At 76.1% G+C, this 26,439-nt stretch carries 28 protein-coding genes; 9 read left to right on the top strand and 19 right to left on the bottom strand.

Annotated features, from left to right (window positions below; translation table 11 throughout):
- Positions 1 to 8: 8 nt before the first annotated feature.
- A complete protein-coding gene (locus ACFVN3_RS12325) occupies positions 9 to 674 on the bottom strand; it encodes a LysE/ArgO family amino acid transporter (RefSeq protein ID WP_378233125.1) in 666 nt (221 codons plus the stop codon).
- Positions 675 to 726: 52 nt separating this feature from the next.
- On the opposite strand from ACFVN3_RS12325, the gene ACFVN3_RS12330 reads away from it, so the two are divergent.
- Together ACFVN3_RS12330 and ACFVN3_RS12335 are read left to right on the top strand one after the other, a co-directional pair.
- Positions 727 to 1,692, top strand: a complete 966-nt coding sequence (locus ACFVN3_RS12330; protein WP_378233126.1) for an ArgP/LysG family DNA-binding transcriptional regulator — start codon at positions 727 to 729, stop codon at positions 1,690 to 1,692.
- A 147-nt stretch (positions 1,693 to 1,839) separates the two neighbouring features.
- Complete coding sequence (locus ACFVN3_RS12335) at positions 1,840 to 2,643, top strand: thioesterase family protein (RefSeq protein ID WP_378233127.1); 804 nt, start codon at positions 1,840 to 1,842, stop codon at positions 2,641 to 2,643.
- Here ACFVN3_RS12335 and ACFVN3_RS12340 read toward each other — a convergent pair.
- The 14 genes from ACFVN3_RS12340 to ACFVN3_RS12405 form a co-directional block, all read right to left on the bottom strand.
- The gene (locus ACFVN3_RS12340; protein WP_378233129.1) at positions 2,630 to 3,967 is read right to left on the bottom strand and encodes a condensation domain-containing protein; all 1,338 of its coding nucleotides are present in this window, start codon (positions 3,965 to 3,967) and stop codon (positions 2,630 to 2,632) included. The two genes, ACFVN3_RS12335 and ACFVN3_RS12340, sit on opposite strands and share 14 nt — an antisense overlap.
- A complete protein-coding gene (locus tag ACFVN3_RS12345) occupies positions 3,964 to 4,746 on the bottom strand; it encodes a 4'-phosphopantetheinyl transferase family protein (protein ID WP_378233130.1) in 783 nt (260 codons plus the stop codon). The genes ACFVN3_RS12340 and ACFVN3_RS12345 overlap by 4 nt, the downstream gene beginning before the upstream one ends.
- The gene (locus tag ACFVN3_RS12350; RefSeq protein ID WP_378233131.1) at positions 4,743 to 5,540 is read right to left on the bottom strand and encodes an HAD-IA family hydrolase; all 798 of its coding nucleotides are present in this window, start codon (positions 5,538 to 5,540) and stop codon (positions 4,743 to 4,745) included. Before ACFVN3_RS12350 ends, ACFVN3_RS12345 begins: the two co-directional genes overlap by 4 nt.
- Positions 5,537 to 7,585, bottom strand: a complete 2,049-nt coding sequence (locus ACFVN3_RS12355; RefSeq protein WP_378233132.1) for a hypothetical protein — start codon at positions 7,583 to 7,585, stop codon at positions 5,537 to 5,539. Before ACFVN3_RS12355 ends, ACFVN3_RS12350 begins: the two co-directional genes overlap by 4 nt.
- A complete protein-coding gene (locus tag ACFVN3_RS12360; RefSeq protein ID WP_378233133.1) occupies positions 7,582 to 9,288 on the bottom strand; it encodes an MATE family efflux transporter in 1,707 nt (568 codons plus the stop codon). Before ACFVN3_RS12360 ends, ACFVN3_RS12355 begins: the two co-directional genes overlap by 4 nt.
- Before the next feature lie 58 nt (positions 9,289 to 9,346).
- A complete protein-coding gene (locus ACFVN3_RS12365; protein WP_378233135.1) occupies positions 9,347 to 10,504 on the bottom strand; it encodes an acyl-CoA dehydrogenase family protein in 1,158 nt (385 codons plus the stop codon).
- Positions 10,501 to 11,325 carry an acyl-CoA dehydrogenase family protein gene (locus ACFVN3_RS12370; RefSeq protein ID WP_378233136.1) on the bottom strand — a complete coding sequence of 275 codons (825 nt, stop codon included), beginning with the start codon at positions 11,323 to 11,325 and terminating at the stop codon, positions 10,501 to 10,503. The genes ACFVN3_RS12365 and ACFVN3_RS12370 overlap by 4 nt, the downstream gene beginning before the upstream one ends.
- Positions 11,322 to 12,269: a hypothetical protein gene (locus tag ACFVN3_RS12375; protein ID WP_378233137.1), complete on the bottom strand. Its 948-nt coding sequence runs from the start codon at positions 12,267 to 12,269 to the stop codon at positions 11,322 to 11,324. The genes ACFVN3_RS12370 and ACFVN3_RS12375 overlap by 4 nt, the downstream gene beginning before the upstream one ends.
- 1 nt (position 12,270) lies before the next feature.
- The gene (locus tag ACFVN3_RS12380) at positions 12,271 to 12,567 is read right to left on the bottom strand and encodes an acyl carrier protein (protein ID WP_378233138.1); all 297 of its coding nucleotides are present in this window, start codon (positions 12,565 to 12,567) and stop codon (positions 12,271 to 12,273) included.
- Between the two features lie 73 nt (positions 12,568 to 12,640).
- Positions 12,641 to 13,957: a type III PLP-dependent enzyme gene (locus ACFVN3_RS12385; protein WP_378233141.1), complete on the bottom strand. Its 1,317-nt coding sequence runs from the start codon at positions 13,955 to 13,957 to the stop codon at positions 12,641 to 12,643.
- Positions 13,954 to 15,465 carry a hypothetical protein gene (locus ACFVN3_RS12390; RefSeq protein ID WP_378233143.1) on the bottom strand — a complete coding sequence of 504 codons (1,512 nt, stop codon included), beginning with the start codon at positions 15,463 to 15,465 and terminating at the stop codon, positions 13,954 to 13,956. The genes ACFVN3_RS12385 and ACFVN3_RS12390 overlap by 4 nt, the downstream gene beginning before the upstream one ends.
- Positions 15,462 to 16,451, bottom strand: coding sequence for a 3-oxoacyl-[acyl-carrier-protein] synthase III C-terminal domain-containing protein (locus tag ACFVN3_RS12395; RefSeq protein WP_378233144.1), 990 nt, complete (start codon positions 16,449 to 16,451; stop codon positions 15,462 to 15,464). Before ACFVN3_RS12395 ends, ACFVN3_RS12390 begins: the two co-directional genes overlap by 4 nt.
- Positions 16,448 to 16,714 (bottom strand): acyl carrier protein, encoded by a 267-nt coding sequence (locus ACFVN3_RS12400; protein WP_378233145.1) that lies wholly within the window; start codon positions 16,712 to 16,714, stop codon positions 16,448 to 16,450. The genes ACFVN3_RS12395 and ACFVN3_RS12400 overlap by 4 nt, the downstream gene beginning before the upstream one ends.
- On the bottom strand, positions 16,711 to 18,537 hold the full coding sequence (locus tag ACFVN3_RS12405; protein WP_378233146.1) for a fatty acyl-AMP ligase: 1,827 nt from the start codon (positions 18,535 to 18,537) through the stop codon (positions 16,711 to 16,713). Before ACFVN3_RS12405 ends, ACFVN3_RS12400 begins: the two co-directional genes overlap by 4 nt.
- 231 nt (positions 18,538 to 18,768) lie before the next feature.
- Here ACFVN3_RS12405 and ACFVN3_RS12410 point away from each other — a divergent pair, with 231 nt between their 5' ends.
- Entirely contained in the window at positions 18,769 to 19,491 is a 723-nt protein-coding gene (locus ACFVN3_RS12410) for a LuxR C-terminal-related transcriptional regulator (protein WP_378233147.1), read from the top strand.
- Here ACFVN3_RS12410 and ACFVN3_RS12415 read toward each other — a convergent pair.
- Entirely contained in the window at positions 19,488 to 19,907 is a 420-nt protein-coding gene (locus ACFVN3_RS12415; protein WP_378233148.1) for a VOC family protein, read from the bottom strand. The two genes, ACFVN3_RS12410 and ACFVN3_RS12415, sit on opposite strands and share 4 nt — an antisense overlap.
- 62 nt (positions 19,908 to 19,969) lie before the next feature.
- Here ACFVN3_RS12415 and ACFVN3_RS12420 point away from each other — a divergent pair, with 62 nt between their 5' ends.
- Complete coding sequence (locus ACFVN3_RS12420; protein WP_378233149.1) at positions 19,970 to 20,599, top strand: putative glycolipid-binding domain-containing protein; 630 nt, start codon at positions 19,970 to 19,972, stop codon at positions 20,597 to 20,599.
- Positions 20,600 to 20,693: 94 nt separating this feature from the next.
- Here the strand turns inward: ACFVN3_RS12420 and arfB are convergent, their stop codons facing one another.
- Entirely contained in the window at positions 20,694 to 21,131 is a 438-nt protein-coding gene (gene arfB, locus ACFVN3_RS12425) for an alternative ribosome rescue aminoacyl-tRNA hydrolase ArfB (RefSeq protein WP_378233150.1), read from the bottom strand.
- A gap of 96 nt (positions 21,132 to 21,227) precedes the next feature.
- Complete coding sequence (locus ACFVN3_RS12430) at positions 21,228 to 21,584, bottom strand: iron chaperone (RefSeq protein WP_378233151.1); 357 nt, start codon at positions 21,582 to 21,584, stop codon at positions 21,228 to 21,230.
- Positions 21,585 to 21,731: 147 nt separating this feature from the next.
- On the opposite strand from ACFVN3_RS12430, the gene ACFVN3_RS12435 reads away from it, so the two are divergent.
- Positions 21,732 to 22,358: a superoxide dismutase gene (locus tag ACFVN3_RS12435; RefSeq protein WP_053369073.1), complete on the top strand. Its 627-nt coding sequence runs from the start codon at positions 21,732 to 21,734 to the stop codon at positions 22,356 to 22,358.
- Positions 22,359 to 22,487: 129 nt separating this feature from the next.
- Here ACFVN3_RS12435 and ACFVN3_RS12440 read toward each other — a convergent pair whose 3' ends face one another.
- Entirely contained in the window at positions 22,488 to 23,198 is a 711-nt protein-coding gene (locus ACFVN3_RS12440) for an iron dependent repressor, metal binding and dimerization domain protein (RefSeq protein ID WP_378233152.1), read from the bottom strand.
- A gap of 118 nt (positions 23,199 to 23,316) precedes the next feature.
- Here ACFVN3_RS12440 and ACFVN3_RS12445 point away from each other — a divergent pair, with 118 nt between their 5' ends.
- From ACFVN3_RS12445 to ACFVN3_RS12460, 4 genes are all read left to right on the top strand, one after another.
- Positions 23,317 to 23,661: a PadR family transcriptional regulator gene (locus tag ACFVN3_RS12445; RefSeq protein WP_053369071.1), complete on the top strand. Its 345-nt coding sequence runs from the start codon at positions 23,317 to 23,319 to the stop codon at positions 23,659 to 23,661.
- Positions 23,658 to 24,602: a permease prefix domain 1-containing protein gene (locus ACFVN3_RS12450; protein WP_378233153.1), complete on the top strand. Its 945-nt coding sequence runs from the start codon at positions 23,658 to 23,660 to the stop codon at positions 24,600 to 24,602. The genes ACFVN3_RS12445 and ACFVN3_RS12450 overlap by 4 nt, the downstream gene beginning before the upstream one ends.
- Before the next feature lie 9 nt (positions 24,603 to 24,611).
- Entirely contained in the window at positions 24,612 to 25,847 is a 1,236-nt protein-coding gene (gene zapE / locus ACFVN3_RS12455) for a cell division protein ZapE (RefSeq protein WP_378233154.1), read from the top strand.
- 89 nt (positions 25,848 to 25,936) lie between these two features.
- Positions 25,937 to 26,439 (top strand): ClpX C4-type zinc finger protein (locus ACFVN3_RS12460; RefSeq protein WP_378233155.1); only part of this gene is annotated, 503 nt, incomplete at its 3' end.

Consider the following 26,439-nt stretch of genomic DNA (forward strand, 5'->3'; position numbering starts at 1 on the left):
ACGCCGCGTCAGCCGCCGAGCAGGAGCGACACCCCGATCGTCGCCATGACGACGGCGATCGCGCCGTCGAGCACGCGCCACGCGCCGGGACGCGCGAACACGGGCGCGAGCAGGCGTGCCCCGAAGCCGAGCGCGGTGAACCACAGGACGCTCGCGACCATCGCGCCCACCCCGAAGAGCCACCGGGCGGCGTCGGGGTCGCCCGCTGACCCGGCGTGCGCGGCGGCGTACCCTGCCGCGAGCGACCCGAGGAGCAGCACGGTGTCGAGGTAGACGTGCGGGTTGAGCCACGTGAGGGCGAGCGACGTCCCGACGGCGGAGCGTGCGCTCGTCGCACCGGCGCCCGACGCCGGGTCGAGCCCGCCGGGCCGCAGCGCGCGCCGGGCGGCCAGGGCCGCGAGCGTGAGGAGGAACGCGGCGCCGCCCCAGCGCACCGCGGTGCGCAGCGCGGGCGCGCCGGTCACGAGCGCGCCGAGCCCGGCCGTCCCGGCGGCGATGAGGACGAGGTCGGAGAGCGCGCAGACGAGGACGACGGGCAGGACGTGCTCGCGGCGCATGCCCTGGCGCAGCACGAACGCGTTCTGCGCCCCGATCGCGACGATGAGGGACAGCCCGGCGGCGAGACCGGCGGCGAGGGGCGAGAGAGCGGCGAGCACGCCCTCGACGGTAGGCATCCGACGATCTGAAGTACAGCGAAAGATTCTGTGCTTCCCTAAGATCTGCTTCATGGTGGACCTCCAACCCGACCAGCTCCGCACGCTCGCCGCGATCGCCGCCGCCGGGACGTTCGAGGCCGCCGCGCACCGGCTCGGCGTCACCCCGTCCGCCGTGAGCCAGCGCGTGCGTGCGCTCGAGTCGGCCGTGGGCCAGGTGCTCGTGCGACGCGGGAAGCCCGCCGAGCTCACTCCCCCGGGCCAGGTGCTCGTCCGGCACGCGCGCCACCTCGAGCTCCAGCAGGCGGACGTGCTCACGGAGCTGGGGATCGGGGCCGCGGGGCGGCCGAGCGACCCGGCTGCCTCCGACGATGCCGCTGCGCCGCTGCCCGAGGTCACGCTCGTCGTCTCCGGCGACGCCCTGACCACCTGGGCCCTGCCCGCGCTCGTCGAGGCGTCGGGGTGGGCCCGGCTCGAGGTGCTGCGCGAGGACGAGGAGCACTCCATCGGCCTGCTCCGCGACGGGACGGCGGTCGCCGCCGTGACCTCGGTCGCCGAGGCGGTCCCCGGCTGCCGCTCGACCCTGCTCGGCCACATGCGCTACCGCCCCATGGCGAGCCCTGCGTTCGTGGCGCGCTGGTTCCCTGACGGCCCGACCCCCGCCGCGCTCTCGCGCGCACCCGTCCTCGCGTTCGACCGCAAGGACGACCTCCAGGAGCGCTACCTGCGGCTGCGCACGCAGTTCGCAGCGGGGACAGCAGAGGGGACAGCGGCAGAGACAGCGATCGACCCGCCCCGCCACTACGTCCCCGCGTCGAACGAGTTCCGCCGCGCGATCGAGCTCGGCATGGGCTGGGGCATGCTCCCCGACCTCCAGAGCGCCCGGGGCGAGCGAGCGGGGCGCCTCGTGGGCTTCGACGACGACCGGGCGACGGACGTGCCGCAGCACTGGCAGCAGTGGCGCCTGCACTCCACGTCGCTCGACCGCCTCGCGTCCGCCGTCTCGCGGGCGGCCCGCACGGCGCTCGGCTCTTCCTGACTCGTCTCGACCACGGACCACAGGAGGCCACAGGGCACGGACGGGCGCAGCGACGACCACGACCCCGGGGATCGGGCACACTCGTGCTCGTCCCGCTCGTCCCGCTCGTCCCCCGGACGGGCGACCACCCACCACCCGAGGGGCACGATGGCGTACTTCGTCCGTACCGGCGCGGCCACGTTCCGCGCGACCACGCACGTCGGCGGGGCGTGGCGCACCGACGAGCAGCACGTCGCGCCCGCGCTCGGTCTGCTCGCGCACGTCGTCGAGACCGACCGCGTCGCCCGTGGGCGCGACGACCTCGCGGTGTCGCGCCTCTCCTACGACATCTGGGGCGTCTTCCCGATCGGTGACGTGGAGACGCGGGTCCAGGTGCTCCGCCCCGGGCGGGGCGTGGAGCTCGTCGAGGCGACGCTCTGGTGCGCGGGCCGCTGCGCCGTCTCGCTCCGGGCGTGGCTCGCGCGGACGGGTGACACCGCCGACCTCGCCGGCGGTGCGCCGGCACCCGTGCCGGGACCGGACCAGACGCCGCCCTGGGACCCGGCGACCGTCTGGCCCGGCGGCTTCATCGACTCCATCGAGGTCCGCCGCACCGCGGTCGAGCCCGGGCGCGCGACGGTCTGGGTGCGCACCGACGTCCCGCTCGTCGCCGACGAGGAGGTGGGTCCGCTCGCCCGCACCGCCGGTCTGCTCGACGCCGCCAACGGCATGGCCGTGCGCGCGGACCCGCGGAAGGTCGCGTTCCCCAACGTCGACCTCACCGCCCACCTCTTCCGGGCGCCGCTCGGTGGCTGGGTGGGCCTCGACACCACCGTCGTGTTCGGGGCGTCTGGCACAGGCGTCACGCACGCGGCGCTGCACGACGAGGACGGGCCGTTCGGGACGCTCGCCCAGTCGCTCGTCGTCCGCTCGCTGGTCCCGACGGAAGGCGCGGCACCTATCGGCGCGTGACCGCCCCGCCGGAGCCCCCCGCGCGTGCCGCGTCGAGCACGCAGCGCTCGAGGTCGCGGACGACCTGCTCGGCCGTCGCGTCGTCCAGGCGCGTCGTGTCGGCGGTGAGGACGACGTCGATGCCCCCGCCCGGGGCGTCCACGAGGTGCAGCGTGAGGGTGACGCCGCCCTGCTCGTCGGACGCGTCGGCGCGCGCGAGCCGGCGCGACCGCGTGGGGCGGGCGCGCAGCGTCCGGTCGGGTCCGGTGCCGCGGCGGTCGTTGTACCAGCACGTGCCGTCGTGGGCGGTCGACGGGTCGGCCGCGGCCTCCGCCTGGAGCCGGTCCTTGTCGTAGTACGCCGACCGGTACGCCGTCATCGCCGCGCGCCAGACCCGCGCGCCCACCTCGTCGAACGGCGCGTCGAGGCCGTCCACGTGCACCAGACCCTCCATGGCCGTCGTCACGACCGCCTCGGCGAGCTCCCGGCGGAAGCGGTTGCTCACCATGACCTGGAGCGCGAGGTCGTCCCGGCCCGCGGCGAGGGCGAGCGCCCGGCACGACGCCGCGAGCAGGACGCCGGACGTGCTCGTGCGCCAGCGCGCGGCCACGCGCTCGGCCGCCGGCCCCAGGCGTCGCGAACGCAGGACCGTCTGCCGGTACCTCGGGCCGCCGTCGGGCGCCTCGGCGGGGCGCGGCGCGAAGACCTGCGCCGGGGCGGCGCGCATGGTGCGCAGGGTGCGGGCGCGCGCGGCGGCGTCGTGCCGTCGTCCCTCGTCCGACGTCTGCCAGGCCGCCTCGTCGAGCGGCGTCCACGCCCCGGGGTCCGCCAGCGCGCCGCCCGCGGCGAGAGCCGTGAGGTCGGCGTCGAGGACGGGCAGCCCCCAGCCGTCGAGCGCGGTGTGCGCGACGACGAGCGTCGTGTGGTGCACCGCGCCGTCCACCGTCACGAGACCCGCCCGCACGGGCAGCTCGGTCGGGTAGTCGAACGCGCGGCCCCAGAGCTCGTCGCGCAGCCGTGCGCCGCACGCGGCGACCTCGTCGACGTCGGCGACCCGCTCCTCGACGACCTCGACCTCCCCCGCCCCGCACAGCTCCTGGACGAACCCGCCGCCGCGCGGGTGGATCCGCGTCCGCAGCGAGTCGTGCCGCTCGACGAGCGCGCGCACGACGGCGGTCGCGGCCTCGGTCGGGACCGGCGCGTCGAGCGGGCCGCCCCACACGAGGTTGAACTGTTGGTCCAGCGGCTCCAGCGCGGCGAGCGCGCGCCGGATCGCCGTCTGGCCCCACGTCGCGGGCCCGTCGCCCGCGCGCCCGCCGACCTCGAGGTGGTGCACGACCCTCACCGCGTACCTCCCCCGCCCACCCGATCCGTGCGCGACGGACGGTCCGCGTCCCAGACCCGGGTGCGGAGCGCGTGCCGCCGGGGCCCCGGCGTCGCGCAGGCCGCGACGGCGCCGGCCGGTGCCGCCACGTCGCTCACCCACCACTCCTGCCCGCGCCACGGGCCGTCGTCGGCCCGCACGATCCCGGGCGCCCGGACGTCGAGCCCGAGCACGTCGAGCAGCCGCCCCCCGACCGCCTTGGCGCACGCCTCCAGCCGCGAGAACCGCCGCCACAGGTCCCCGTCCGCGTCTGACCGCGCGTCCCGCGGGGCGAGGAACCGCGCGGCGAGGCGGTGGACGTCCACGCGCGGGTCGCGCACCTGCACGTCGACGCCCACGTCCGTCTCGGCGAGCGCGACGAGCGCGTGGTCGCCGCTGCGGCTGAGGTTCCACCGCTGCCCGACGACGGGACCCGGCTTCCCGTGCGTCGCCACCTCCCAGCGCACGTCCGTGGGCGACAGACCCGTGCGCGCGGCGAGGAGCTCGCGGGCGGCGACGTGGGCGCGCACGTACCGCGCGGCGTCCGCCGGCGAGGCGAAGCAGCGGGCGCGCTCCCGCTCCGCCGCGTCCAGCACGTCGGCCCCGGGCTCGTCCGCGCCGAGCGCGACACCGGTCTCCGTCCTCGACGACCCGGCGGTCGGCAGGGCGCCCACGGCGATCCTCGCGTCGTGCTCGGTGGGGGTCGGGGTCGTGTCGACGAACCACAGCTCGACGTCGGGCTCCGGATCGACCGCGCTCACGCGACGAACTCCGGCAGACCATCGTCGAGCCCGTCGAGCTGCCCTGCGGACAGGGTCTCGACCGGGACCTCGACAGCACCAGCGTCCCGCGCCGTCACCACGACCTCCACCTGGCCGTCGACCGCGCGGGCGACGACAGGGCGCAGGTCCGCGACGCCGTGGTGCGCTCCGAGGACGTCGTCCGGGCCGACGGCGAGCACGGTCGCCGTCGCGCCCCGGCCCGCAGCGACCCCCGCGGCGGAGTCCTCCAGGACGAGGCACCGCCGCGGGTCGACGCCGAGCAGCCGCGCCCCCGCGAGGAACCCCTCCGGGTCGGGCTTGCCGCGCGCCACGTCCTCCGCGCACACGAACCGCGCCGGCACGGGCAGGCCGGCGGCCGTCAGTCGCGCGAGCGCGACCTCGCGCGCCGCCGAGGTCACCACCGTCCACGTCCTCGGGTCCAGTCCGTCCAGGAGGTCCGCCGCGCCCGGCACGGCCACGACGCCCTCGGTGTCGTCGCACGAGATGCGGTGCAGCCACTCGACCTCGCGCGCGACGTCGGCGTCCGGCGCGACGAGGCGGACCACCTCGACGTCGCGACGGCCGTGCGACGCCGTGACCACCGCGTCGCCGTCGAGCCCGAGCCGGGCCGCCCACGCGAGCGTGTGCCGCTCGATCGCGGCGGACGAGTCGACGAGCGTCCCGTCGAGGTCGAGCAGCAGCGCGGCGCCGCGCCACGCCCACACGCCGGTCGCCGCATGCGCCGACGGGCCTGTCGTCGCGTGCGCCGACGGGCCGGTGGGGGTCGCGGTCACAGGAGCGCCTCCGCGTGCGCGAGCCGGGACTGCGCGTAGAGGTCCGCGTACCGCTGCACGGGTCCCGCAGTGTGCTGCAGGCCCAGCACTGCCGGGCTCGGCCCACCCGGCGCGTCGCCGTCCGCGCGCGTCACGACCGGGAGCACGTGCGCGGTGTCGGTGTCCGCGAGCGCGACCAGGAGGTCCCCCGCGGTGAGGTCCCGCGCATCGACGGGGTCCGTCGGCGCCCGGTGCGGCTCGCCCGTCGTCGCGCGCAGCGGTGCGGCCGCCGTCCTCCGCGACGCCCACAGCCCACGCGAGACGTAGCGGCCGCCGGGATCGACGCCGAGGAGGCCGCGTGTCTCGACGTGCTCGCACGCGAGGACCTCGACGACGGTCCGGCCGCCAGGCCCGTCGGGTGCCGCGGGTACGTCAGGCGCGTCAGATGCCGCGAGAGCCGCAGGCGTCTCGACTGTCTCGGGACCGTCGGACCGACCGGAGGGCGCCCCGCCAGCGCCCACGACGTCGTCGGGCCCAGCGGCCCGGTGCTCGGCGACGCCGTCGAGGTCGACCTGCGCGGTGAGACGGAGTACCGCGTCCTCGGCGCGCGCGCCGCAGGCCGGGCAGTCGTGCACGACGACGCGCACCGGCACCGCGGGTCCCGCCGCCCGGCACACGACCTCGGCGTCGCGCTCCCCGAGGAGCCGCGCGGCGGCGAGCGCGGCCCGTTCGAGGCCGCCGTCCGCCGCACCGTCGCCTCCCCCGGCCCCGACGACGGGTGCCGAACCCGGGGTTGTGGGCAACCCCGGCGTCGAACCCGCCCGTAACCCCGGGTTCGGCGCGGTGCCGGTCGACGTCTCGCCCGCGGTCAGGGCGTCGAGGCCGAACGCTACGAGCTCGTCGACCAGGTCTTCCGGGCGGTCGGCGGGGAGGAGGCCGGAGAGCACCCACGTCCGGACGGCAGCGGCCCGGTGCGCCGGGGCGTCGGGGCCGGCGGGCGGCGGCCAGGCCGTGCGGGCGACGTCGTGGCCCAGCAGCCAGCACGCCGCGCCGAGCTCGCCGAGCGCGTCGCGCGAGACGCGGCCGAGCTCCGGGGACGCGCCCGCGACGAGCACCGACACGTCGCGCGCGACGGTCGCCGGGTCGACGCCGAGCCACCACGACCACGCGTCCCAGCCCCAGCCGAAGGGGTGCTCGAGCGGTTCGCCGACGCCCGGACGGAGCACGCGCAGCGTGCAGCGCGACCGTTCGAGCGTGACCGCGACCGGGCGGAGGGTCGACGGTGAGCGCGACGGCTCGCGGTCGAGGCCCGGGCGGTCCCACGCGTCCGGGTCGACGGCGTCGCCCGCCGGGACCGTCGCGTGCCGGGCCCCGTGCGCGTCGTTGCCCGCGAGGCTCGGGCCGTCGCCGTGCTCCAGGAGGTGCGGCAGCGTCGCGACGACGGGGTAGCCCTCGCGCGCGCAGAACGTCACGACGGCCTCGTCGTCGTCCCTCTCGTCGTCGGGCAAGGCCGCGAGGTGGGCGGCGAGGCGCAGCGCGCCGTCCGCGGGGAGGACGAGGCCGAGCGTGGGCACCCACTCGTCGTGCCCGAGCGGCGCCCACGCCTGCCCGGCGGCGGCCGCGGCGCGCACGAGGTAGGCGTTGCGCGGGCTGTTCCAGTTCGAGTAGAGCGCGACGGCGTGCCGGTCCCGGGCACGCACGGCGCGCAGGACGAGCTCAGCGAACCCCGGGACCGGGGTCACGTCGTCCTGCAGCACGAGGTGGTGCGTCGCGCCCGGCGCGACGGCGGCCCACGCGCGCTTCGCGGTGCGCAGCGGGCTGGGCGGGCCGTCGGGCTCGGGGTCCTCGACGACCCGCACGTCGAGCGGCGCGCACGCCGCGACCAGGTCCGAGACGTCGCCCCGAGCCGGGTGGTGCATGACGACGACGCTGAGCACCGGCTCGGGGGAGTCCGAGCCCGGACCGGCCGCCGTCCGCGGGACCGCGCCCGTTCCCGGCACGTCGCGGACCCGGGCGGTGCGGACCGGCACGACCTGGACCGACGGCGTCGTCCCCCGCGCGGTCACGGCACGACCTCCACGGCCGACTCGGTCGCCTCGGTCGCCTCGGCCGTCTCGGCCGTCGCTTCCGTGGCCCGCCGCCGGACGAGCCGCACCGCGACGGGGAGCATGACGACGAGCCCGACGACGTTCGTCACGGCGATCGTCGTGTACAGCGCGGTGGGCCCCCCGCCCGCGCGGGCGAGGATCCCGCCGACGCCGAGCGAGACGGCGTGGTAGAGCACGTTGAGCGTCACGGCGACGCGCCCGTACCCGAGCTGCTCGAGCAGGGTCAGGAGGAAGAGCACGAGCCCGACGCCCGCGTACGACGGCCCGACAACGCGCAGGTAGAGAGCCGCCTGCGCGGCGACGTCCGGGTCCGCGGAGAGCTGGCCCGCGACGAGCGGCGCGGTCAGGAGGACGAGCGCCCCCACCACCACGTACACGCCCGCGACGACGACCGTGCCGGCGCGCAGCGTGCGAGGCAGCAGGCCGAGCTCGCCCGCGCCCCACTGCTGGTTCATGACGATGCTCACCGCCGCGGCGAGCCCGATGGCCGGCACGATCACGAGCGTCTGGACCGTCGCGGCACCGCCGAACCCGGCGACGACGTCCGTGCCCGACGGCCCGAGGACCCACACCATGACGAGGTTCGTCACGGTGAGCAGGAGGTAGGACAGACCGACCGGCAGGCCGACGCCGAGGAGCAGCCCGCGCACGTCGACCCGCTCGACCCCCGCGCCCTCGGACGACACGTCCGACGTGGTCGGCTCGCCGTCCGGCGGGACGGAGTGCGGATCGGAGGGCGCAGCACCCGCCGGGGCGGGCGGCGCCGCGACCAGGGCCGGGGGCGGGGAGGACGGAGGCGGGGGCGGCGGTGGCGGGGTCGGCGTCGTCCACGACCCGGCGGGCAGCGCGCGGAGGACCCGTCGCCACGCCGCGGCGAGCCGCTGCGGCGCGGGGTGGTGACGCAGCGCGAGCAGGCGTCGCAGCCCGGGGACGTGGCCCGGCCGCGGGAGGAGCCGGGCCCGCACGAGGAGCGCCCACGCGACGGCCGCGCCGACGAGCGTGGAGCCCGTGATCGCGACCGGGACCGCGAGCGCGCCGAACCCGGCCACGAGCCCGACGAGCCACACGACGAGCACCTGGAGCCCCGCCACGAGCAGGGCCACCGTCGCGGACGCGCCCGTGCGTGCCCATCCGCGCAGCGCGGCGGCCGCGACCGCCGTCGGGACCGACAGCACGCTCGCGACCACGGTCCAGCGCGCGAACGCGACGAACTCCGCGACGAGCGGCCCGGGCACGGACAGCACGTCGGCGAGCGCCGGGGCGGCGAGGACCACGAGCAGCGCGACCCCGCCGAGGACCGCCGCGCCCCAGCCCACGAACCGCCCGAGCAGCGCGCTGGTGGCCGACGTCGGCACAGCGGTCGCGCCGTCGTCATCCGCTGCGCCGTCCGCCGTGGCCCGGGCCCGGGACCCGTGCAGGCGCGCGAAGCCGACCTGCGTCGAGACGTCGAGGCCCTCCTGGACCGCGAGCACGAGGAACGTCACGGGGATGAAGAGCGACCGGACGTAGAGCGCGTCGTCGCCCATGTGCCCCAGCAGCGCCGCGATGACGAGCTGCGCGAGCGCCCCCACGACGAGCGCCGCGCAGATCGGGGCGGCGAGGCGTACGACGTGGCGGCGCAGGGCCCCGACCGTCGGCCCCGCGGCCGGTGGGGGCGGCACGGGCGGCGGCGCCTCCGGTCGCGGCGAGGCGGTCGCGACCGGGGTCGCGGCCGCCTCCCTAGACGAGCTCGGCATGCCGTGCCCTGCCCTGCAACCAGCCTTGCGCGAGGGTGAGCCGTTGGACGGTCCGCGTACCCTCCATCATCTCCAGGCCGGGCACGTCGCGGACCAGCTTGTCGAGGTACGGGTGCTCCCACCGAGCGCCGGGGCCGAGCAGCGGCGGGACCGCGTGCGTGACCTCCTCCGCGAGGTCGAGCGCGGTGGCCTTGGCCGCCGCGGGCAGCGTCCCGTCCGCCGGGTCCGCATCGGCGGCGCGCGCAGCCTGGAGCACGAGCGCGCGTGCGGCGTGGAGCCGGTCGTCGAACGTCTCCAGGCGCCACCGCTCGTCGGCGGTGAACGACGACCGCTCGGCACGCACGTAGTCGAGCGCCGCCTGCGTGACGCCCACCCCGAGCGACGCGACGACGGGTCGCAGCCGGTTGAAGGTGCGCACGGCCCCGAGGAGGCCCCGGCGCGACGGCGACAGGTGCCGGCCGAGCGTGTCCTGCGCCAGCAGGGGCACGTCGTGCAGCCGCACCTCGCCGAGCTGCACCGCGCGCATCCCGGTCGTCACGAGCGGCGCGGCGTCGAACCCCGGCCGGTCGGTGTCGACGAGGTAGACCCCGACGCCCAGCGGGCCTGGCCGGTGCCGCGCGAACACGACGCCGAGGCTCGCGCGCGCGACGTTGCCCACGTACTTCTTGTGCCCCCGCAGCACGGGGGCGCCGTCGGCCTCGACGACCGCCGTCTCCAGCGCCGCGGCGTCCGAGCCGCGGTCGGGCTCGGTGAGGCCGAAGAACGTCCACGTGCCCGGCTGCGCCACGCGACGGTAGAAGCGGTCGCGCTGCTCCTCGTCCGCGAGGTCGTCCACGACGACCCCGGACATGGACGGCCCGGGCGCCCCGACGACGACGGACGCGTCGCCCCACGCGAGCGCCTCGGCGACGACGACGCGCTCCACGCACGTGCGCACGTGCACCGGCACGCCCCGCACGCGCAGCGGGTCGTCGAGGTACCCCGGCGGGAACCCGCCGAGCTGCCGGTACGGGAGGACGCCGGAGTCCAGGAGCACCTGGAGCGCGGCGGGGTCGGCGTCGATCGCGAGGGCGTGCTCGCGGAGCGCCGCGCCGACGGGCCGCAGGTGGTCGCGCAGCGCGACGAGGTCGACGGTGGTCACGCGTCCTGCCCCTCTCGGCCGTGGGGTGTCTCGGAGGCGCGGCCCGGCAGCGTCCCGCTCGCGTGGCCGAGCAGGTCGATCGTGCGCGCGAGCCGCGCGGCGTCGCCGTCGACGTACCCCGACGCGCCGAACAGGTTGTGGACGGCGCGCGACGAGCGCTCGAGGACCGCGGTGACGCGCACGAGCGACGACCCGGAGACCACGGAGCGTCGATCCAGCGACCCGGCAGCCGGCGCCTCGTCGCGCGAGGCGGCCCCGCCCAGGAGCGCCTGCGCCTCGAGGTGGGCCAGCGCCGCGTCGGCGAGGACGAGGCGGACGGGCGGCAGGTTCACCGTCGCCGTGCCGCCGACCGTCCGGCCGCGCAGCCGCTCCACGGCCCGGTCGGTCAGGCGCTCGCACAGCCCGGTGCGCACCCACGCGACCCCGACGCGCCAGGCGGCGTCGGCCGCGCGGGCCGCGTCGCCCTCGTCGGCGGCAGGTGCGGCAGGTCCGGCCGCCTCCGCGTCGGGCGCGGACGACCCGGGGGCCACGGCGGCGCGGGGTGCCCGCCACACGAGCAGCGTGCCGACGTCCGACGCCACCTCGCCGACCCGCGCCCACCCGTCCGGCGGCGGGACGTCATCGGGCAGCAGGACGCACTCGCCCGGCAGCGCCGCGACGGGCAGCAGGCCCCCGAGCGCGGCGAGCGCCGCGACCGCGCCGAGCTCGCGCGCGACGGCGCGGAGGTCGGCGGGGCCGTCCACGCGGACCTCCGCGCCGTTCTCCTCGGGCAGCACCCGGACGGCCACGACGGGCGCGGGGGCGACGACGTCCGTGCTCATGCGAGCACCGCCTCTCGGGACAGGTCGTCGGCGTCCGGGGAGGTCGCCGCGACAGCGCGTGGGCCGAGGACGAGCGAGCAGCGGTAGCCCAGCTCGAGGCACCGCTCGTGCAGGACGACCGGCGCGTCCGGGACGTCGTCGCACGCGGCCAGGACCTCCCAGACGCCCGTCGCCGCCGCGCCCGGGTCGGCGTGCAGGACGACGTCGCCGTCGACGTCGGCAACCTCGCCCGGGTCGACGTCGACACCGAGGACGATCCGGCGGGCGTCGTCCGGGACAGGCCCCCACCAGGCCACGGCTCCGCTCGCGTGCACCCCGTCCGACCGGGGGCCACGGGGCGCGCGCGCGACCGACAGCGACTCGACCGGCCGTCCCGCGCCGTCGTGCCCGACGACGAGCGCGACGACGCGGTCGCGCGCGGGGACCCGTGTCGACGTCGGGGGCAGCGTGCACTGCTCCAGGACGAGGACGAGGGCGTCGCCCCCGAGCCCGACACCCTGCGGGCCGCCGTGCGCGAGCTCCTCGTGCGCGAGCCGGAGCGCGGTGAACGGTCCGGCCAGCCCCTGCTCGGTCACGCAGAAGGTGTACGGCCGGTCGTCGAACAGGTCGGCGACGAACCCGCCGAGCAGGCGCTCGTGCTGGAGGTCGGGGGTCGTGACGACGAGGACGACGAGGCGCACGTCGTCGAGCAGACCCCGCTCCGCGAGCGCGGAGCGCGCCGCGCGGATCATCGTCGGGTAGTCCCGGCCCGGGCCGCTCTCAAGCCAGTCGGTCGGCTGGTCCTCCCCGTACACGTACCGCAGGTCCTCGGCGACCGACCGGCGCGTGCCGTCCCCGACGGGGACGAGGTCGTCGACCGGGACGTCCACGACGCCCCGCACCCGCAGGACGGCGCCGCCGGGCGTCGCCCAGGACCCTGCCCTGCTCCCGCCCCCGAGCGTCACGTCAGTTCCGGGTCGAGTGCTCGACGACGAAGTCCGTCAGCGAGCCCACGCTCTCGAGGTGGTGCTGCTCGAGCGACTCCGGGTCGACCTCCATGTCGAGCGAGTCCTCGAGGGCCATGAGCAGGCCGAGGACGCTCGTGGAGTCGAGGTCGAGGTCGTCGAACAGGCGGGTCGCCTCGGTGACGTCGGGCAGCGGGCGCCCGAGGACGCTCGACAGCGCCTCGACGACGGCGCCGACGACGCGCTCGCGGCCGAGGGCCTCCTGGGACTCCGTGTTCGTGCCGGTACCGATGCTCACGATGGTTCCTCCGGGTGGGTCGGGCGCCCGCGGTGCGGGCGGCGGCTGGGTGCCGGCCGGGCCGGCCGGCGGGTCAGGGGGCGGCGACGGCCTCTGCCGAGGCGACGCGCGCGCCGAGGTCGTGGAAGACCTGGCGGGACAGGAGGTCGTCGGGCGTGTCCGCGTGCCGCACGAGGAACGACTCGTCGCCCAGCGTCAGCACCTCCGCGGGGTAGCCGTGGCTGAGGAAGTGCACGGGCGACGCCGTCGCGCCGTACGCGCCGGACCGGTCGACGGCGACGAGGTCGCCGGCCGCGAGGTCCGCCGGGAGCGGGACGGCCTTGCCGATCGTGTCGTTGGGCGTGCACAGCGGGCCGGTGACGTTCCACGGCACGTCCTCGGCTCCGGTCGCCGGGCCCACCTTGCGCATCGGGAAGTTGCGCTTGACGAACGAGCCGATCCCGACCGCCGCCATGTGGTGGTTGGTACCGCCGTCGGCGACGGCGAACCGCTCGCCCATCGACTCCTTGACGTAGCGCACGCGCGCGACGTACGTGCCGCACAGCGCCACGAGGTAGCGCCCGAGCTCCATGACGAGGTCGGTCGCGGGGTGCCGCTCGACGAACGCCTCGATCACCGGGTTGAGCGCCGTGGTGAGGACGTCGACGTCGAGGTCGCGCTCGCGCTCGAAGTACGCGACGCCGAGCCCGCCACCCACGTCGACGAGCTCGAGCGGGAAGCGGAGGCGGTCCGCGAGGCGCTCGGCGAGCTCGAAGATCCGCGTCGTGTTCTCGACGATCGTGCCTTCGTCGAGGATGCGCGTGCCCATGTACACCTGGACCCCGACGACGCGGGCGGTCGTGAGCCCGGCGCACAGGTCCGGCGCGTCGAGCAGCTGCTGCTCGTCGATGCCGAACTGGCGCGGCTTGCCGCCCATCGTGAGCCCGGAGCCCTTGACGGAGAACGACGGGTTGACGCGCAGCACGACGCGCGCAGGACGCCCGGTCGCGCGCGCGAGCTCGTCCACGAGCGCCAGCTCCGGCAGCGACTCGACGATGATCGCGCGCACGCCCGAGTTGAGGCACGCGACGAGCTCGTCCCGGCTCTTGCCCGGCCCGAGGAACAGGATGTCCTGCGGCGCGACGCCCGCCGCGAGCGCCGTCCGCAGCTCGGTGAGCGACGACACCTCCGCGTTGGCACCGAGCGAGTGCAGCAGCCCGCAGATGCTGACGTTCGGGTTCGCCTTGAGCGAGTAGAAGATCCCCAGCGCGGGGTGCAGCCGCTCGCGCAGCGCGCGGTAGTTCGCGGCGAGCACGTCGCCGTCGTACACGTACACGGGCGTGCCGAACTCCTCCGCGACCGCGGTGAGGTCCGCGCTCCCAGGCGTCGGCCGGCTCGGCGTCACGGTCATCGGGGGTCTCCTTCGGTCGGGTCCGCGGTCGTGCGCCCGGTCGGGTCCGCAGTCGTGCGCCCGGTCGGGCCTGCGGTGGTGCGCGCGGCCAGCCGCTCCGCCACGGCGCGGTCGAGGCGGGTCAGCGCCTCCTCGTCGGGCGCGACGAGGAGGCCGTGGAGCCGGCCGGCGAACGTGCCGCCCGGGGTCGGCGACGACGCGCCGGCGTTGACGGTGCCCGTCCCCTGGACGACGAGACCCGCCTGCCCGGCCGCGCCGGGGAGCAGGTCGCCGAGGACGTCGTGCAGCGCAGCGAACGACAGCGGGGCGTCGAGCACGAGGGGGTACTGCCGCGCGAGCGCGACCCACCCGTCCGGCTGGAACCGCTCCTGGAGGGGGACGGTGTACGTGGACATGTTGCTGCGCGCGTTGATCTCCAGCACCGGCAGCAGCGAGCCGTCCGTCCGCACGAGCGCGTCGACCCCGACGAGGCCGTGGAAGCCGTCGGCGGCGAGCCGTGCGCCGAGGCGACCCGACAGCTCGGCCAGGGTGTCGACCTGCACCGCGGGCAGGCGCGACGGGATGCGGTGGCCCTTGTGGACCCCGCCCTCGGTGATCGCCTCCTTGACGAAGTCGAACGCGACCGAGCCGTCCTGCGCGACCGTGAAGTGGTAGTTGAGGTCGGTCGCCTTGTCGGCCCAGACCTCCACGACCACGGCGAGGCGGTCGTCGCCCGAGCGCGCGGCCCGGCGCGTGACCATGCGCACGAGCTGGTCGAGGCGGCGCGGGTCGTCGACGACGAGGATCCCCTTGCCGGAGACGCCGTACGCGTCCTTGACGCCCACGGTCGCGCCGTCCGCGACGAGCCGCGCCGCCTCGACGCACGCGCGCTCGAAGTCCTCGACGGTCCGGCACGCCCAGCCACGGGCCTGCTCGATCCCGAGCTCGTCGCACAGCCCGCGGCTGTAGACCTTGCTGTTGACGGCCTTGGTCGTCGCGGCGTCGGTGAGCACCGAGCGCAGCCCGGTCGCCGCCGCGAGGTCCTCCTCCGCCGCCGACGTCCCGTGCGCGAGGAGGCGCACGCCGTCCGCCGCGAGGTCCCGCAGGCGCGCGAGCAGCGCGGGCGAGTCGAGCGCGTCGCGGGTGACGGTGCGCAGCGGGTCGCTCGACTCGGCGACGTGCACGGTGGGGAGCCCGACGCCGAGCGCGTCCAGGTGGGCGAGGTGGTCCGGGTCGGGCTCGGCCTTGAGCACGACGTGGTCGTCCGGGCCGGCGAGGAGCAGCGCGAGCTCGTCCATGCGGTTGACGAGCGCGGCCGTGGCCGACGCGCCCCCGACCGACGGCAGGCCGACCTCCCCGACCGCCCACGCGTCCTCGACCTCGAAGTTCCCGAGCAGCACGAGCGGCGCGTCGGGCGCGCCCGCGAGCGCGCGCTTGGTCCGCGCGAGGAACGGCTCGTGAGCGGCTCCCGTCAGGACATCCGGAGCAGCGTCCGGGGTGGCGACCTCCGCCACCTGCTCGACCGTCATGCGGGCTCCTCCGTCTCGTGGGGCGCGTAGCGCAGGACCATGGCGGAGAACGTGGCACCCAGCCCGACCGCCACCATGAGGAACGGGTCGCCGGGCTGCAGCCGGCCCTCGGCGCGCGCGGCGGCGTAGCCGATGAACGAGTCGGCCCCGAAGCAGTGCCCGGTCACCGGCACGTCGTCGAGCCGGACGCGCGCGATCGGCAGCCCGAGGCGCGAGCACAGGCGCCGCCACGACACGCGGTTCACGTTGTGCGGCAGGACGAGCGCGAGGTCGTCGAGCGTCAGGCCCGCCCGCTCGACCGCCTCGAGCACGACCTCCGCGAGCACCTCGGTGTACGCGACGCCGAACGGCCCGGCGAGGTCCTCCGGGAGCGGGACCTGGTGGTACTCGCCCAGGGTGCGGGTCGCGTAGGAGAGCACGGGGCTGCCGGCCGCGCGCGCGTGCCCGTCGGCCGCACCGGTCGGTCCCGACGCGGCCACGAGGACCGCCGCCGTGCCCTCGCCCATGATCGTCGTGCCCTCGATGAGGCGGGAGCCCGGGCTGAACGCCTTCTCGCCGGTGAGGACGAGCGCGAGCGCGTCGGGGTCGCCGTCGGCCGCGAGCAGGCGCCCCGCGACGTCGACGGCGAGCAGCGCGGACGCGCACGCGTGCTGGGTGAGGGTCCACACGACCGCGTGGTCGAGCCCGAGGCGGTCCGCGGCGTCGTGCAGGGGGTTGACCCCGACCGGGGCGACGGTCGCGATGGTGCGCGCGCCCAGCACGTACCGGACGCGGTCCTCGTTCCCCGCGAGGCCGGGCACGGCGCGCGCCGCGGCGACGAGCAGGTCCGTGAGGCTCTCGTCCGGCGCCGTGCACACCTCGCGCAGCCCGAAGAAGCGCTCGAACACGCCCAGCTCGAGGTGGTCGAGACCCAGCTCGTCCGCCAGGTCGCGGATGGGCACGCGCGTCGCGGGGACGTGCGCGCCGACGTCGACGAGGGTCGTCATGCCGCGGTCCCGGGGACGTCCACGACGCTGCGCAGGTGCTCTGCGAGCGCGCGGGGCGTCGGGTTGTCGACGACGGCCTCGGGGTCCAGGTCGACGCCGAGCGCGTCCTCCAGGTCGCCCAGCAGGGCCAGCACCTGGACCGAGCCGAGGCCCAGACCGGCGAGGTCGCCCGCCGGGTCGACGTCGGCCGGGGCGACCCCCAGGGCGGCGGCGACGTGGCGGAGCACGAGGTCGTCGAGCGTTCCAGGCAGCGGTGCGGTCATGATCGGGTCCCTGCGAGCTCGGTGCGCGCGCGGTCTCGGGACGCGCGCAGGGAGTGGAGCTCGGCGAGGTCGCCCCGGCCGTGCAGGTCGCGCGCCCGACCGCGCTGGATCTTGCCGCTCGTGGTCCGCGGCACCTGGCCGGGGCGCACGAGGACGACGTCGTGCACCGCGGCGCCCGACACGGAGGCCAGGTGGGAGGCCATCTGCCGTACCACCGCGTCCAGCTCGTCCTCGGCGCTCGCGCCGTCGAGCCGCGCGCCCGGCGTGGGTCGGAACTCCTGGACCGCGCACAGCGTGCCCGGCAGGCCCTCCGCCTCGAACACCGCGCCCGGACGACCCTCGGCCCCGGGGTGCAGACGGCGCAGCTCGCGCTCGAGGTCGTAGGGGTACAGGTTGCGCCCGGCGACGATGAGGAGCTCCTTGATGCGGCCCGTGACGACGAGCTGGCCGCCGTGCAGCGCCCCCAGGTCCCCGGTGCGGAGCCACGGGCCCGTCCCGTCGGCGGCGACGGCGCCGAACGTCTCGGCCGTCGCGCCCGCTGCCGCGTCGCCCCAGTACCCGGCCGCGACGGTGCCGCCGCGCAGCCAGACCTCCCCGACCGTGCCGTCGGGCACCTCGGCGCCCTGGTCGTCGACGAGGCGCAGCTCCACCCCGCTCGGCGGGCCGCAGCACACGAGCCGCGCGCCCGGGACGCTGCCCCGGCCCTGCGCCGCGGCGTCCGGGAGGGCGGACAGGAACGACGCCTCCTCGAGCACGACCAGGCGGCCGTCGGCGAGCGCCGCCTCGTCCGCGGTGATGACGAGCGGGAGCCGGCGGTCCGGGTACGTCGCCGTGAGCGTCGCCTCCGCGAGGCCGTACCCGGGCCCGTGCGCCGACCCGCGGAAGCCGACCGGCTCGAACCGGCGCGTGAAGGCGTCCAGGACGGCGGGGTCCACCGGCTCGGCCCCGCCGAGCGCCCAGCGCAGGCGGGAGAGGTCGAGCTCGGCGAGCTGGTCGTCGCGCACACGACGCGCGCACTGGTCGTAGCCGAAGTTCGGCGACGCCGTGACGGTCGCCCCGGTCTCCGTGATCGCGGAGAGCCAGCGGACGGGGCGCTTGAGGAACGCCGTGGAGGGGACGATGACGGCCGTCGCGCCGAGGCCCAGCGGCACGAGCAGCATCCCGACGAGGCCGAAGTCGTGGTACCCCGGCAGCCAGCTGCAGAAGACGTCCTCCGGGACGAGGCCGAGGGTCGTCGAGAACGCGTCGTGATGGTGCAGGACGTTCGCGTGCGTGACGACGACGCCCTTGGGGCTGCTCGTGGACCCGGAGGTGTACTGGAGGAACGCGACGTCCTGCGGGCCCGGGCGGCCGCGCCGGGCCGGGCCGTCCGTCGCTCCGTCGACCACGGTCACGACGACGGGTCCGCCGTCGGCGCGCCGCAGCGGCTCGGCCCACTCCGTCGTCTCGGTCGCGGCCGTCGGGTCGACGAGCACGACGGCGGCGTCGCAGTCGACGAGCATGCCGCGCACGCGCTCGCGCTGGTACGCCTGCCCGCCCGGGAGGGGGGACGGGACGGGGATCAGGCCCGCGTAGAAGCAGGCCACGATCCCGACGACGAACGACGCGGTCGCCGAGTAGAGGACCAGGGCCCGGTCGCCCGGCTCGTGCCGCGCGGCGAGGTCGGCCGCGAGCGCCGCCGCCTGCGCGTCGAGCTCGGCGTAGGTCAGCGTGCGCCGCTCGCCCACCTCCGGCACGACGACGACGGCCGCGTGGTCCGGCCGCTCGCGTGCGTGCTCGCGGACGAGGTCCACGAGGGTCAGGTCGTCGGGCTGCGCGCCCATGTGGCCCCCTCCGTCACCGGCGCCGGGACCGTCCCGGCGCGGAGGACGCCGGGCAGCACGAAGCCCGACCCGGCGGTCCGGGGGAAGCCTGGCAGCGGACAGCCGTGGTGTAAACAAATCCGACGTGTCCGGAAGAGGACAAATGCCCGCTGACCTCCACGTTCGTCACAAGGGTCCGACCGCCGGGACGGCCCTCTGCGCGCCGCGGGAGGTCGGCTAGAGTCCCACCGTGTGACGTCGTCGGAGCGGGACCCGGTCCTCGGCGCCAGGCGCTCCGCGAGGGCCGTCGCGCTGCGCCGCGCGCGCGACGTCCTCGTCCTCGACGACGGCAGCGCTCACGACCCGGACCCCCTGTGGGCGCGGGTGCACGAGCAGACCCGCCGCGAGGCGCGCGTGCGGGTCGTGACGGTCGAGCCGGCAGGGCCGCCCCGCGTCGGGCCGACCGACGACGTGTCGCCCGAGGACGTGTCGCCCGAGGACGAGACCCCCGGCGACGGTTCGCCCGACGTTGCGCCACCCGGCGCCGACCACCGCCCGGGCCCCGGCGTCCCGGACGACGGGCCCGGCGCCGGTTCCGCCGTAGAGCACCGCGTGGCCCCGGCGCTGCCCCTGTCGCTCGTCGCCCTCGACGACACCGTCGTCCTCGTCGCCCGGCCGGACCGCACGCGCGCCGTGACCGACCGGGACGCCGTCCTCGCGCTGCGGGCCCTCGCCGAGTCCGAGTGGGACCGGGCGCGGGCAGCCGACGACGCGCTCGCCCCGAGCGAGGACACGCTGCTGCGGCTCCTCGCCGAGGGCAAGACCGACACCGCCGTCGCCGCGCGGCTCGGGGTCTCACCCAGGACGGTCCGGCGTCACGCCGCGGGGCTCATGGGGCGGCTCGGCGCGACGAGCAGGTTCGAGGCCGGCGCCCGGGCCGCACAGCGCGGCTGGATCCGGATGACGGACCGCTAGCGCGCGGCCGCCGCCGCGAGCTCCGCGTCGCTGCGCAGGATGCAGAACTCGTTGCCCTCCGGGTCGGCGAGCACGACCCAGCCGCCACCGTCGGGGGTGCGCCGGTCCGCGACCTGCGTCGCCCCGAGCGCGAGCACGCGCTCGACCTCCTCCTCGCGCGTGCGGTCCGTGGGCCGCAGGTCGAGGTGGACGCGGTTCTTCAGCTCCTTGTCGTCGGGCACCTCGACGAACAGCACGTGGCCACGGCTCTCGGCGGGCGTCGCGGCGTCGGCCGGCGGGATGATCATGCACTCCTCGTGGCCGGGGAGGTTGGGGTCGCCGGGCACGTCGGTGTACCCGAGGACCTGGGCCCAGAAGACGGACTGCGCGTAGGAGTCGCGCGCGTCGAACGTGGTGTGGGAGATGCGAGAGGTCATGGGCGCGACCCTGCCACGCCCCCGCCGCGCGGGCACCGCCTTTTCGGCCCAGACTGGCGCGCGTGACCGCATCGACGAGGCACGTCGCGTGGACCGGCTGGGACGACGACCCGGACCGCCTGGAGGCCGCGACCGTCGCCGTGCGCGACGACCGGCTGGCGGCGCTGGGCACGTCGCGCGCGACGTCGTACGCGACCGCGTGGGCGCTGCGCACCGGTCCCGGCTGGGTGACCGAGCACCTCGACGTCTCGGTGCGCGGGCTCGGGTGGTCGCGCCACCTCGACCTCGTCCGGACGCCCGACGGCGCGTGGCGCGCCGACGTGCGCGAGTCGGGGACGCCGCCGCCCGGCCTCGCCGCGCCGGGGATCGCCGACCGGGCGTCGCTCGACGGCGCGCTGGACTGCGACGTCGCGCTGTGCCCGGTCACCAACACGATGCCGATCCTGCGGCTGGGCCTGCTCGACGACCGCCCGCCGTCGGGGGAGACGCGCCTGGTCATGGCGTGGGTCGACCTGCCGTCCCTCGCGGTCCTGCGCAGCGACCAGGTCTACGCCGCGCGCGAGCCGCTCGACGCCGTGACCGGGCACGGCGTCGTCACGTACACGAGCGCGACCCGCGACTTCACCGCGGACCTCACGGTCGACGCCGACGGCCTCGTCGTGGACTACCCGCACCTCGCACGCCGCCTCTGAACCACCCGGCCCCGCCGAACACGACCTGAGGGTCGTTCTGCGGCCCCTTCCGTCCGTCAGGTCGTGATCGACGGCGGGTGACCTCGTGCTCGGCTCAGTCCTGCGGCGGGCGGCGCAGGCGCTTGACCTCGGTGCGCCGCTTCTTGGCGCCGATCCGGCGCTCGACCGACCCTCGTGTGGGCCGGGTCGCGCGGCGTGACGGCCCCGGCGGGGCGACGGCGTCGGCCAGCAGGGCGGCGAGCCGGGTCCGCGCGGCGTCCCGGTTGCGCCGCTGCTCCCGGTGCTCGGACGCCGCGACCGTGACGACGCCGTCCACGATCCGCCGGCCCAGCCGGTCCAGCACCCGCGCACGCTGAGACTCCGTGAGCACCGCCGACCGTGCGACGTCCCACGAGAGCTCGACGCGCGAGTCCGTCGTGTTGACGCCCTGCCCGCCCGGCCCGGACGAGCGCGAGAACCGCCACGACAGCTCTGCCTCGGGGACGACCAGGGTGGTCGTCACGCGCAGGCCGGGGCGGGCGTCGTCGGGCATCCGTCCATCGTGCCCGACGGCGCCCGCGCGGCCCAGGGGATTCGCGGCCGGCCGCGCGGCGGGGGCAGACCGGCGGCCCGCGTCCGGGGCGAGTCCTCAGCGGTCGAGCTGCGCGTCGATCTCCGCGACGCGGGCCGCGACGAGGTCGCGAACGACGTCGTCGGGCAGTGGGTGGTCGCTCGAGAACCGGACGGTCCCCTTGGCGTGCGAGAAGCCGTCGAGCCGCGCCTCGACGGCGGTCACGGCGGCCGGGCTGAACGGGTAGACCGCGAGGTGCTTCGCCGACGCCATGGCGCTGAGCAGCGCCTTGCCGCGGTAGAGCAGCGCGGGCATGCCGTAGCTCGTGCCCTCCGTGGCGTCGGGCACGACGTCGCGCGCGACGTCGACGACGCGCGCGAGCGTCGCGCGGGCCGGCTCGTCGACGCCGGCCAGATAGTCCGTGACGGTCCCCATCGGGACATCGTCCCGCCGCCTGCGGCGGACCGCTCGGCGAGCGGGACGGTCCGTCCGACCTGCAAGATCACAGTGCGCCCACCTTGACCTCAACCGTGGTCGAGGTCCTAGCGTGGCTGCATACCGACGGAAGGAACCTGAGGAACCATGCCTGTCTACACTCTCCCCGAGCTGTCCTACGACTACGGTGCGCTCGAGCCGCACATCTCCGGGCGGATCATGGAGCTGCACCACTCCAAGCACCACCAGGCCTACGTCACCGGCGCGAACACCGCCCTGGAGAAGCTCGCCGAGGCCCGCGAGACCGGCGACTTCGCCGCGATCAACCTGCACGAGAAGAACCTCGCGTTCAACCTCGGCGGCCACGTCAACCACTCCGCCTTCTGGACCAACCTCTCCCCCGAGGGCGGCGGCGAGCCCACCGGCGAGATCGGCGCCGCGATCGACGAGCACTTCGGCTCGTTCGACGCCTTCAAGAAGCAGTTCGCCGCCGTCGCCGCCGGCGTCCAGGGCTCCGGCTGGGCCATCCTCGCCTGGGACTCCATCGGCTCCAAGCTCGTCACCGTCCAGCTCTACGACCAGCAGGGCAACCTCACCCTCGGCCTGACCCCGATCGTCCTGCTCGACGTCTGGGAGCACGCCTACTACCTCGACTACCAGAACGTGCGCGCCGACTACGTCACCGCCTGGTGGAACCTCGTCAACTGGTCCGACGCCGAGGCCCGCCTCCAGCGCGCCAAGACCCAGACCGCCGGGCTCATCGTCCCCGCCTGACGAGCCCCGCAGGACGACGCTCCGGGGCGAGCACGAGCCTGCTCCCCCACCACGACGAGGTCGGTCCCGTCATCCACCGGATGACGGGACCGACCTCGTTCTCGGCGGCTCGCCGGAGCCGCACCAACCTCAGTCCGCGGTCACGAAGAGGTGCCGCGCGACGTCGTCGGGCAGGTCGAGCACGGTCTCGGCGCCGTCGCCCGACACGGTGACGACGCCGTCGTTCACCGCGACGACGAGGGTCCGGCGCGGGAAGACGCCCGCCTCCGCGAGGCGCGCGAGGAGCTCCACGTCGACCTGGACCGGCTCGGCGATGCGCTGGAGGAGGACGCGGACCTCGTCCCCGTCGGTCGCGCCGCGCGTGGCGAGGTGCACCGGGAGGGAGACGACGCCGTCGAGGTACTCGACCTCGGGCAGGTCCTCGCCCAGCTCGCGCAGGCCCGGGATCGGGTTGCCGTACGGGTCGTGCGCGGGGTGGTCGAGGAGCGCGACCAGGCGCTGCTCGACGAGGTCGCTCATGACGTGCTCCCAGCGGCAGGCCTCGGTGTGCACCTGCTCCCAGTCGAGCTTGATGACGTCGGTGAGCAGCCGCTCGGCCAGACGGTGCTTGCGCATGACGCGCACCGCCGTCTGCTGCCCGAGCGGCGTGAGCTCGAGCTGGCGGTCCCCGCCGACGACGACGAGGCCGTCGCGCTCCATGCGCGCCACGGTCTGGGAGACGGTCGGCCCCGAGTGCCCGAGGCGCTCGGCGATCCGCGCGCGCAGCGGAGGGATCCCCTCCTCCTGGAGCTCGTAGATCGACTTCAGGTACATCTCGGTGGTGTCGATCAGGTCGGTCACTCGGCCTCCCGCGGCAGGTACGCACTCTTCTCTGGAACCGTTCCAGTCTAGCGCTCTCGCGTCGACACGATGATGTGTGTCTTGCGCATACTGTGTGACACACACTATGGTGTGAGACATGACAGATCCCGAGATCTTCGCCGGGCACAGCCAGGAGGTGCGCCGCGGCTCCGTCGTCGTCGCGAGCCTCCTGCTGCTGCGCACGCCCGGCTACGGCTACGGGCTCCTCGAGGCGCTCGCCGCGGCGGGCGTCCCCGTCGACGCCAACACGCTCTACCCGCTCCTGCGCCGGCTCGAGAAGCAGGGCCTGCTCGTGAGCGAGTGGAACACCGACGAGGCGCGGCCGCGCAAGTTCTACCGGACCTCCCCCGCGGGCGAGCGCTTCGCCCGCGACCTGCTCGACGAGTGGCTCGCGATCGCGCGGAGCCTCCGGACCATCGACTCCCAGGAAGGCACGTCATGACGCTCACCGACCGCTACGTCGCCGCCACGCTGCGCCGCGTCCCCGCCGACCAGCACGCCGACCTCGAGCAGGAGCTCCGCGCCTCGGTCGCCGACGCCGTCGAGGCCAAGGTCGAGGCCGGCACCGACCCGGCGCGGGCCGAGACCGACGTCCTCAACGACCTCGGCGACCCCGACCGCCTCGCGGCAGACCTCGCGGGCCGTCCGCTCTACCTCATCGGCCCGACGCTCTACCTCGACTGGCTGCGCCTCCTCAAGGTGCTGCTCTGGGTCAGCCTCATCCCCGGGGTGATCGTGCTCACCACGGACCTCGTCGACGGCGGCGCCGTCGGGTCGGCCGTCTGGAGCGGCATCTGGACGACCGCCTCCGTCGCCCTCCAGATCGCGTTCTGGACGACGCTCGTCTTCGTCCTCCTCGAGCGCTACGGCGCCCCACGGAGCCAGGAGGAGCTCACCGGTCCCTGGACGGTCGACCGCCTGCCGACCGAGCGCGCGCCCCGCGAGGTCACGCTCGTCGACACGGTCGTCTCGGTCGGCCTGCTCGTGCTGGTCGCCGCCGTGCTGCTCCTCCAGAACGTCGCGACGTACCGGGGTCCCGACGGCACCGCGGTCCCCGTGCTGCACCCCGACCTGTGGCCGCTCTGGACCGGCGTGCTCGTCGCGCTCGTCGCGGCCGAGATCGCCCTCACGATCCTCGTGTACGCGCGCGGCCGGTGGACCGTCGGCCTCGCCGCCGTCAACACGGTCATCGGGGCCCTGTTCGCCGGGGTGGTCGTGTGGCTCGCGAGCGCCGACCGCCTCGTGAACCCGGCGTTCCTCGAGGTCACGGGCGGCGACTCGCTCACCTGGCTCTCGAACGGGATCATCGCGGCGACCGTCGTCATCGCGGCCTGGGACGTCATCGACGTCTGGGTCAAGACCCTGCGCGGGCGCCGCGCCTAGGCTGACCCGGTGACCAACCGCCGCCTCGACCGCGTCCGACGCGCGGTCGAGGCGGCGGCCGCGCGTGAGGGGTTCGCGCTCGACGCGGACCAGTCCGCGCTCCTCGACCGGCTCGCGCGGCTCGGAGACGAGCTCGCCGGCGCCCGACGGCGGCCCGTCCGCGGGCTGTACGTGTGGGGTCCCGCGGGGCGGGGGAAGTCGTGGCTGGCGGGGGCGTTCGTCGCGGCGCTCGCGAGCGAGCTGCCCGAGGGGTCGATCCGGCGGGTGCACGTGTACGCCCTGTTCCGCGAGCTGCACGCCGCGATCCACGCCCGACGGGTGAGCGCCCTCACCGGGCCGCGCCCCGCCGTCGGGCAGGGTGGCCCGACGCGTGGGTGGCGCACCCGCACGGCACCGCCTGCACCGGACCCGGCACCGCCCGCCGCCCCCGAGGACGAGCTGGAGCCTCGCCCCGGGACGGTCGACGCGGCGATCGACGACCTCCTGCGCGGGACGACGCTGCTCTCCCTCGACGAGCTCCACCTCCACGACACCGGCGACGCGACCCTGCTCACCCGGCTCCTGCGCCGCGCGTTCGCGTCGGGGGTCGTCGTGCTCGCGACGTCGAACGACGAGCCGGGCACGCTGCTGCCGAACCCGCTGTGGCACCACGTCGCCGAGCCGGGGATCGCGCTCCTGCGGGCGCACCTCGACGTGGTCGAGCTCGCCGGGCCGACCGACTACCGGACGCTCGGGGGTCGCGGGCGCGGAGGGTTCGCCGCGGGCGCGTGGCTGCGCCCCGGCACGACGGCGCAGCTCGCCGACCGCGGGCTCGTCGCCCCCGCCCGGGGTTCCCGGGCGGTCGTCCGCACCGGGACGCGGTCGTTCGAGGTGACCGCCGCACGGGTCGACGGCGAGGACCGCGACGGCGGCTCCGAGCTGTGGGTGACGTTCGACGACCTGGCGGGCCGCCCGACGTCGACCCTCGAGTACCTCGACTGGGCCGCGCGCTTCCGCCGCTGGGTCGTGGCCGACGTCCCGCTCCTCACCGACGTGGACCGCGAGGCGCAGCAGCGGTTCATCGCGGTCGTGGACGTGCTCGTGGACGCCGACGTCGAGCTCGTCGTCACGTCGCACCACGCCCGCGACGCCTTCCGCACGACGATGCCGGACCGGCCCGACGCCTTCCGCACCGCCAGCCGGCTCCAGCTCCTGGCCGAGCCCGCGGACGGTCCTCGCCCGTCCGCGGGCACCCCGCGCGGCTGAACCCGGCACGCCCGGACCCGGGAGAGCGGCCCGGCGTGTCGTGGGCGGCGGCTACGATCGGCCGCAACCGACTGGACTGGAGGCACCCGGTGGCACGCACCGACGGCACCGACGACACGCGCGGGCAGCGCGGTCCGCGCGCGGCGGACGCCCTCACGTGCTCGTTCTGCGGCAAGTCCCAGCGCCAGGTGAAGAGACTCATCGCCGGGCCCGCGGGCGTCTTCATCTGCGACGAGTGCGTGGCGCTGTGCCTCGAGATGGTCGAGGAGGACCGCGAGGCGGAGAACGCGTCGCAGGACGTCGTCACGGGTGACGGCCCTCTCCCGACGCCGCACGAGATCTTCGCGCACCTGAGCCGCTACGTCGTCGGGCAGGACGGCGCGAAGCGCGCTCTGGCGGTCGCCGTCCACAACCACTACAAGCGCGTCCGCGCCGCCGCTGCCGCCGAGGAGGCGGGGGACGCCCCTGCGACCGACGACCCGGACTACGTGGAGCTGGCGAAGTCGAACATTCTTCTGATCGGTCCGACGGGGACGGGTAAGACGTATCTGGCGCAGACGTTGGCGCGGATGTTGAACGTGCCGTTCGCGAT

This window comes from Cellulosimicrobium sp. NPDC057862, from assembly GCF_042797035.1.
Lineage (GTDB): Bacteria > Actinomycetota > Actinomycetes > Actinomycetales > Cellulomonadaceae > Cellulosimicrobium.